The following is a 5937-nucleotide window of genomic DNA, read 5'->3' on the forward strand; positions in this document are numbered from 1 at the left end:
GTTCGGGAATGCCTGGTGTTTCCCTTCGGTTACATTCGGCGATTCCCACCCCATGCAAAGGGGCCGGGATTAGATTGGATATCACGGTGTTGTACTGTGGTGCACCCGGCGATCGGAATCACGAGTGAGGAGGGGCCCGACATGATCCTTGTGCGTCAGGAGATCGGGGAAGTCCTGCGGGACTTCCGTCAGCAGAAGGGGCAGACCCTCCGCCAGGTCGCCAGCCGCGCGAGCGTCGCGCTCGGCTACCTCAGTGAGGTGGAGCGCGGCCAGAAGGAGGCCTCGAGCGAGATCCTCGCCTCACTGGCCGAGGCTCTCGACGTGCCGATCTCCACGATCATGCGCGAGGTGGGCGACCGCCTGTCCGTGCTCGAGGGTCTGCAGACGTTCCCCGACGTGGTTCCCGACGACCTCGTCGCTTCCGTCGACGCCGAGTTGACGCTCCGGTGACCGTCCTCCCTCACGGGGGAGATCATGCGGCGCAGTGAATTCCGTCGCGCCGTCGACGATGAGTTCGGTCCCCGTGGCGGGGCGCTCCTCGACGATCTGATCATCCCGGGGATCGGCGACCGCACGGCGACGGCCGCGTTGGATGCCGGCGTGCCGCCGCGCGAGGTGTGGATAGCGCTCTGCATCGAGATGAATGTTCCGCCGGAGCGACGGCACGGTGTCGGGCGACTCGAACCGCGTCGCTGACGACACGCCGCACGCCTCGAAGATGTGTTCGAATCGTGGCGTAGTGTGCTGCACACGGGCCGTTTCGACCCGGTGATCCCCGGCCGGTTCCGGAGCTCCGACGCGATGTCGGAGCCCCCTCCTACCGTGGACCACGTCATCGAGACGACCCACGCCTTGTCGCAGCATCCGATCCGCCGGAGAGGAGCGCGACAGCCTACAGGCGACGGATTGCGAGCATAAGGAGCACGCCATGCCATCACCCGCTGACCGCGAGAAGGCCCTCGAATCGGCTCTCGCCCAGATCGACCGCCAGTTCGGCAAGGGGTCGGTCATGCGCCTGGGCAGCGACGAACGCGCCCCGGTCGAGATCATCCCGACCGGATCGATCGCGCTCGACGTGGCGCTCGGCGTCGGCGGGCTTCCCCGCGGGCGCATCATCGAGATCTACGGACCGGAGTCGTCGGGTAAGACGACGCTGACCCTGCACGCCATCGCGAACTGCCAGCGCGCCGGCGGGATCGCCGCGTTCATCGACGCGGAGCACGCCCTCGACCCCGACTACGCGCAGAAGCTCGGCGTCGACATCGATGCGCTCCTCGTGTCGCAGCCCGACACAGGAGAGCAGGCGCTCGAGATCGCCGACATGCTGATCCGTTCCGGTGCCATCGACCTCGTCGTCATCGACTCCGTTGCGGCTCTCGTGCCGAAGGCCGAGATCGAAGGAGAGATGGGCGATTCCCACGTGGGTCTGCAGGCGCGTCTGATGTCGCAGGCGCTGCGCAAACTGACCGGTGGGCTCAACACCACCAAGACCACCGCGATCTTCATCAACCAGCTGCGTGAGAAGATCGGCGTCTTCTTCGGCTCGCCCGAGACCACCGCGGGCGGAAAGGCGCTGAAGTTCTACGCCTCCGTGCGCCTGGACATCCGTCGCATCGAGACGCTGAAGGACGGCTCCGACGCGGTCGGAAACCGCACGAGGGTGAAGATCGTCAAGAACAAGATGGCCCCGCCGTTCAAGCAGGCCGAGTTCGACATTCTCTACGGTGTCGGTATCTCTCGAGAGGGAAGCCTGATCGATTTCGGCGTGGAGCACGGCATCGTCAAGAAATCGGGAGCCTGGTACACCTACGACGGTGAGCAGCTCGGCCAGGGCAAAGAGAACGCCCGGAACTTCCTGATCAAGAACGCCGATATCGCGGCAGACATCGAGACGAAGATCAAAGAGAAGCTCGGGATCGGCCAGCCCCGCGTCGAAGCGTCGGCCGATGAGTTGGCCGCGCGTCGCCCGGCCTGATGGTCCGGTTCGCCGATGACGGGGGCGAGGAGGCCGATGGACACCTCGCTCCCGTTACACCCCTCTTCGGGTCGCATGAGAGTGGCGCTGACCCGACGCGCAAGGTCGCGTCGGCGGCCGCGGGTGGGCATCCGCCCGACAGGGCCGGTGGATGGGATCGCACCTGGACGTCGGATCCGGGTCTTTCTCGAGATGCCGACGAAACCGAGGCCGTCGGTCACGCTGCCGGCGTCACCGACGATGCCCGCGACGCCGCCGAGAAGCAGCTTCTCCGCAAGCTTCGGAGCAAGCCCTTGTCGATCGCGGAGGCTCGCGCGTTTCTCTCGACGCACGAACTCGATGACGGTCTCGCGGCGTCGATCATCGACGATGCCTGTCGCCGTGGCTACCTCGACGATTCGTCGCTCGCCGAGCATCTGATCCATATCGCCGTCGATCGCAAGGGTCAGGGGCGTACCGCGATCGCGATGGCGTTGCAGAAGCGTCGCATCCCCCGTGACATCGTCGACGCGGCGCTCGCGGGTTTGCCTGACGACGACGCCGATCGCGCGCTCGAGTTCGCGCGCACCAAGGTTCGGCAGCTTGACCGCGTCGAGCAAGACGTCGCTCTGCGGCGCCTCGTCGGGCAGCTCTCGCGCCGGGGATACGGCGGTGCGGTCGCGATGGAGGCCGCGCGGCGTGCGCTCGACGAGCACCGTGGCGCACGAGGCGTCAGGTTCTCCTGAACGCCGCCGCCGCAGGAGTGCCATGGTTGCGCGAGGGGGCTTGGTGTCGAGCATCTGCTCGGCAGGTCACGGTAGGCGATCGTAGACTGAGCAGATCATGTCCATGCCCTCCTCCGCGCCGACGCTGATCGCACCCTCTCCTGCCGCCACGACCGCCGACGGTCGAGTTCGCACCTATGAGGTGCGAACGTTCGGCTGCCAGATGAACGTGCACGATTCCGAGCGTCTCTCCGGGTCCCTCGAGAGCGCCGGGTACATCAGAGCGGAACTCGGCGACGAGGCCGACGTGATCGTCATCAACACTTGCGCGGTGCGTGACAACGCCGCCGGCAAGCTCTATGGCACGCTCGGGCATCTGAAGTCACGCAAGGACCGCCACGAGGGCATGCAGATCGCTGTGGGCGGTTGCATGGCGCAGATGGACAAGCAGGCGGTGATCGACAAGGCGCCGTGGGTGGATGTCGTCTTCGGAACCCACAACATGGGCTCGCTCCCGAATCTGCTCGAGCGAGCTCGTCATAACGGCGAGGCCGAGCTTGAGATCCTCGAATCCCTCGACGTCTTCCCGTCGACGCTCCCGACCAAGCGCGACGCCGTTCACAGCGGATGGGTGTCCATCTCCGTCGGATGCAACAACACCTGCACCTTCTGCATCGTGCCGAGCCTGCGGGGCAAGGAGAAGGATCGACGCCCCGGCGACATCCTGAACGAGATCCGGATGCTCGTCGACGACGGGGCCATCGAAGTCACCCTGCTCGGACAGAATGTCAATTCCTACGGGGTCGAGTTCGGGGATCGCCAGGCATTCGGCAAGCTGCTTCGCGCCGCGGGGGAGATCGACGGCCTCGAGCGGATCCGTTTCACCAGCCCGCACCCGGCGGCCTTCACCGACGACGTCATCGACGCGATGGCCGAGACGCCCCAGGTCATGCCGCAGCTCCACATGCCACTGCAGTCAGGAAGCGATCGGATCCTCAAGGCGATGCGACGCTCGTATCGCAGTTCGAAGTTCCTCGGCATCCTCGACCGTGTGCGCGAGCGCATCCCGCACGCGGCCATCTCCACCGACATCATCGTCGGCTTCCCGGGGGAGAGCGACGACGACTTCGAGGACACGATGCGCGTCGTCGAGCAGTCCCGGTTCGCATCGGCCTTCACCTTCCAGTACTCGATCCGTGAGGGCACGCCCGCGGCGACCATGCCCGACCAGCTGCCGAAGGCCGTCGTGCAGGAGCGCTACGAGCGTCTCGTCGCCCTGCAGGAACGCATCAGTCTGGAGGAGAACCACGCCCAGCTCGGTCGCGAACTCGAGGTCCTCGTCTCCACCGGTGAGGGCAAGAAGGACGCGGAGACGCACCGCCTCACCGGCCGCGCCGAAGACAACCGCCTCGTGCACTTCGAGGTTCCGCGCGGGTCCGAGGCTCCGCGGCCCGGCGATGTCGTGTCGGTGACGGTGACGCATGCCGCGCCGTTCCACCTGCTGGCGGACGCTCCGGACGGGCAGCCGCTGCGCATCCGCCGAACGCGCGCAGGGGATGCCTGGGATCGTTCGCAGGCCGAATCGTGCGGTGTGCCGGCGACGTCCGCCGGCGACGGTCCCCGGGCGGTCTCCCTCGGGCTCCCGAGCCTGCGTATCGGCGGGTGAGCGCCGCGCGGCTGTGGGTGATCGCCGGCGCGACGGGCACCGGCAAGACGTCGCTCTCGCTCGATCTCGCCGAGGAGCTGATCGGACGGGGCCGCCCGGCGGAGATCGTCAACGCCGACGCCATGCAGCTCTACCGCGGCATGGACATCGGGACGGCGAAGCTTCCCGAGTCGGCGCGTCGCGGCATCCCGCACCATCTCTTCGACGTGCTGGATGTCACCGAGGAGGCTGCGGTCGCCTGGTATCAGCCGACCGCGCGTGAGACCATCTCCGACATCTTCGCGCGTGGTGCGGATGCGGTGCTGGTCGGCGGATCGGGACTGTACGTCTCGAGCGTCGTCTTCGACTTCCGTTTTCCGCCTCGCGACGACGCCGTGCGTGCGGAGTTGGAGGCCGACCTCGACCGGTATGGAGCCGGCATCCTCTTCGCGCGGCTGCGTGAGCTCGACCCCGCCACCGCGGCGCGCATCGATCCCCGTAACGGTCGTCGGGTCGTCCGGGCGCTGGAGATCGTCATGCAGGGCGAGAGCACCCACGGTGCCGCGCTGCCGGAGACGCCGTCCCTGTGGCATCCGGAGACGACGCTCCTCGGCGTGCACGTCGACCGTGCCGAACTCGTCGAACGGCTCGATCGCCGCGTCGAGGCGATGTGGGCGGAGGGGCTGGTGGCGGAGGCGGAGCGGCTGCGGGCGCGTGGCCTCGACGACGGGGTGACGGCACGTCGCGCGATCGGCTACGCCCAGGCGCTCGCGCAGCTGGACGGCCGCGTCGGCGAGAGCGACGCGATCGCGCAGACCCAGGCCCTCACGCGGCGCTACGCCCGTCGCCAGGTCTCGTGGTTCCGGCGCTATGACGCGCTGACGTGGATAGAGCCGGCGCCCGATGCCGCCCGCGACGCCGTCGCGCGCGTGCGGGGCGCAGCGCCCGTAGACTGACAGGATGCCGCAGACCGTCGCGTTCACCAAGGGCCACGGCACGGGGAACGACTTCGTCGTGATCGCCGACCCCGACGGTGCGCTCGATCTCACCGACGACCATGTCGCCATCCTGTGCGATCGCCGCTTCGGCATCGGAGGAGACGGCCTGCTGCGCGTCATCCGCTCGACGTCGATCGACGAGGGCGCCGCCGCCGCCGCCTCCGGAGCGGAATGGTTCATGGACTATCGCAACGCCGACGGCTCGGTGGCCGAGATGTGCGGCAACGGCACGCGGGTGTTCGCGAAGTACCTCGTCGACACCGGCCTGGCGTCCCTGGAAGAGCCCCTGCGCATCGGCACGCGCGCGGGCGTGAAGACCCTGACGCGCAGCACCCTCGGATTCGAGGTCGACCTCGGCCGGTGGGATGTCGACGACGACGACGTGCTCGTGCGCGCCCGCGGGCTGAGCGTCCCGCGACCGGGTCAGCACGCCGACCTCGGCAACCCCCATGTGGTCGTCGCGCTGTCGTCGGTGGAGGAGCTGCAGGACCTGGACCTCACCGTGGCCCCGATCCTCGATCCCGCGCCGCCGGCGGGAGCGAACGTCGAGTTCGTCGTGCCCGAAGACCCTCTCGTCCACGACGGTGTCGGCCGCATCCGGATGCGCGTGTTCGA

The 5937-nt window shown here is 67.9% G+C and carries 7 protein-coding genes; all 7 read left to right on the forward strand.

Annotated features, from left to right (window positions below):
- The first annotated feature begins 141 nt into the window (after positions 1-141).
- Positions 142-450 carry a helix-turn-helix domain-containing protein gene (locus B4E30_RS02125; protein WP_071045706.1) on the forward strand — a complete coding sequence of 103 codons (309 nt, stop codon included), beginning with the start codon at positions 142-144 and terminating at the stop codon, positions 448-450.
- A gap of 24 nt (positions 451-474) precedes the next feature.
- On the forward strand, positions 475-696 hold the full coding sequence (locus B4E30_RS02130; protein ID WP_194383379.1) for a DUF3046 domain-containing protein: 222 nt from the start codon (positions 475-477) through the stop codon (positions 694-696).
- Between the two features lie 232 nt (positions 697-928).
- Positions 929-1975, forward strand: coding sequence for a recombinase RecA (gene recA, locus B4E30_RS02135; protein ID WP_071045708.1), 1047 nt, complete (start codon positions 929-931; stop codon positions 1973-1975).
- Positions 1975-2700, forward strand: coding sequence for a regulatory protein RecX (locus tag B4E30_RS02140; RefSeq protein WP_286793281.1), 726 nt, complete (start codon positions 1975-1977; stop codon positions 2698-2700). The genes recA and B4E30_RS02140 overlap by 1 nt, the downstream gene beginning before the upstream one ends.
- A 97-nt stretch (positions 2701-2797) precedes the next feature.
- Positions 2798-4345 (forward strand): tRNA (N6-isopentenyl adenosine(37)-C2)-methylthiotransferase MiaB, encoded by a 1548-nt coding sequence (gene miaB, locus B4E30_RS02145; RefSeq protein ID WP_194383375.1) that lies wholly within the window; start codon positions 2798-2800, stop codon positions 4343-4345.
- Positions 4342-5280 carry a tRNA (adenosine(37)-N6)-dimethylallyltransferase MiaA gene (gene miaA, locus B4E30_RS02150; RefSeq protein ID WP_286793282.1) on the forward strand — a complete coding sequence of 313 codons (939 nt, stop codon included), beginning with the start codon at positions 4342-4344 and terminating at the stop codon, positions 5278-5280. Before miaB ends, miaA begins: the two co-directional genes overlap by 4 nt.
- A gap of 4 nt (positions 5281-5284) precedes the next feature.
- Positions 5285-5937 (forward strand): diaminopimelate epimerase (gene dapF / locus B4E30_RS02155; RefSeq protein ID WP_286793283.1); only part of this gene is annotated, 653 nt, incomplete at its 3' end.

This window comes from Microbacterium sp. UBA3394 (genome assembly GCF_002358725.1).
Lineage (GTDB): Bacteria > Actinomycetota > Actinomycetes > Actinomycetales > Microbacteriaceae > Microbacterium > Microbacterium luteum.

Coding starts and splice junctions, on each gene's coding strand:
- B4E30_RS02130 (WP_194383379.1), top strand. CDS start 475: ATGCGGCGCAGTGAATTCCGTCGCGCCGTCGACGATGAGTTCGGTCCC.
- B4E30_RS02125 (WP_071045706.1), top strand. CDS start 142: ATGATCCTTGTGCGTCAGGAGATCGGGGAAGTCCTGCGGGACTTCCGT.
- B4E30_RS02140 (WP_286793281.1), top strand. CDS start 1,975: ATGGTCCGGTTCGCCGATGACGGGGGCGAGGAGGCCGATGGACACCTC.
- miaB (WP_194383375.1), top strand. CDS start 2,798: ATGTCCATGCCCTCCTCCGCGCCGACGCTGATCGCACCCTCTCCTGCC.
- recA (WP_071045708.1), top strand. CDS start 929: ATGCCATCACCCGCTGACCGCGAGAAGGCCCTCGAATCGGCTCTCGCC.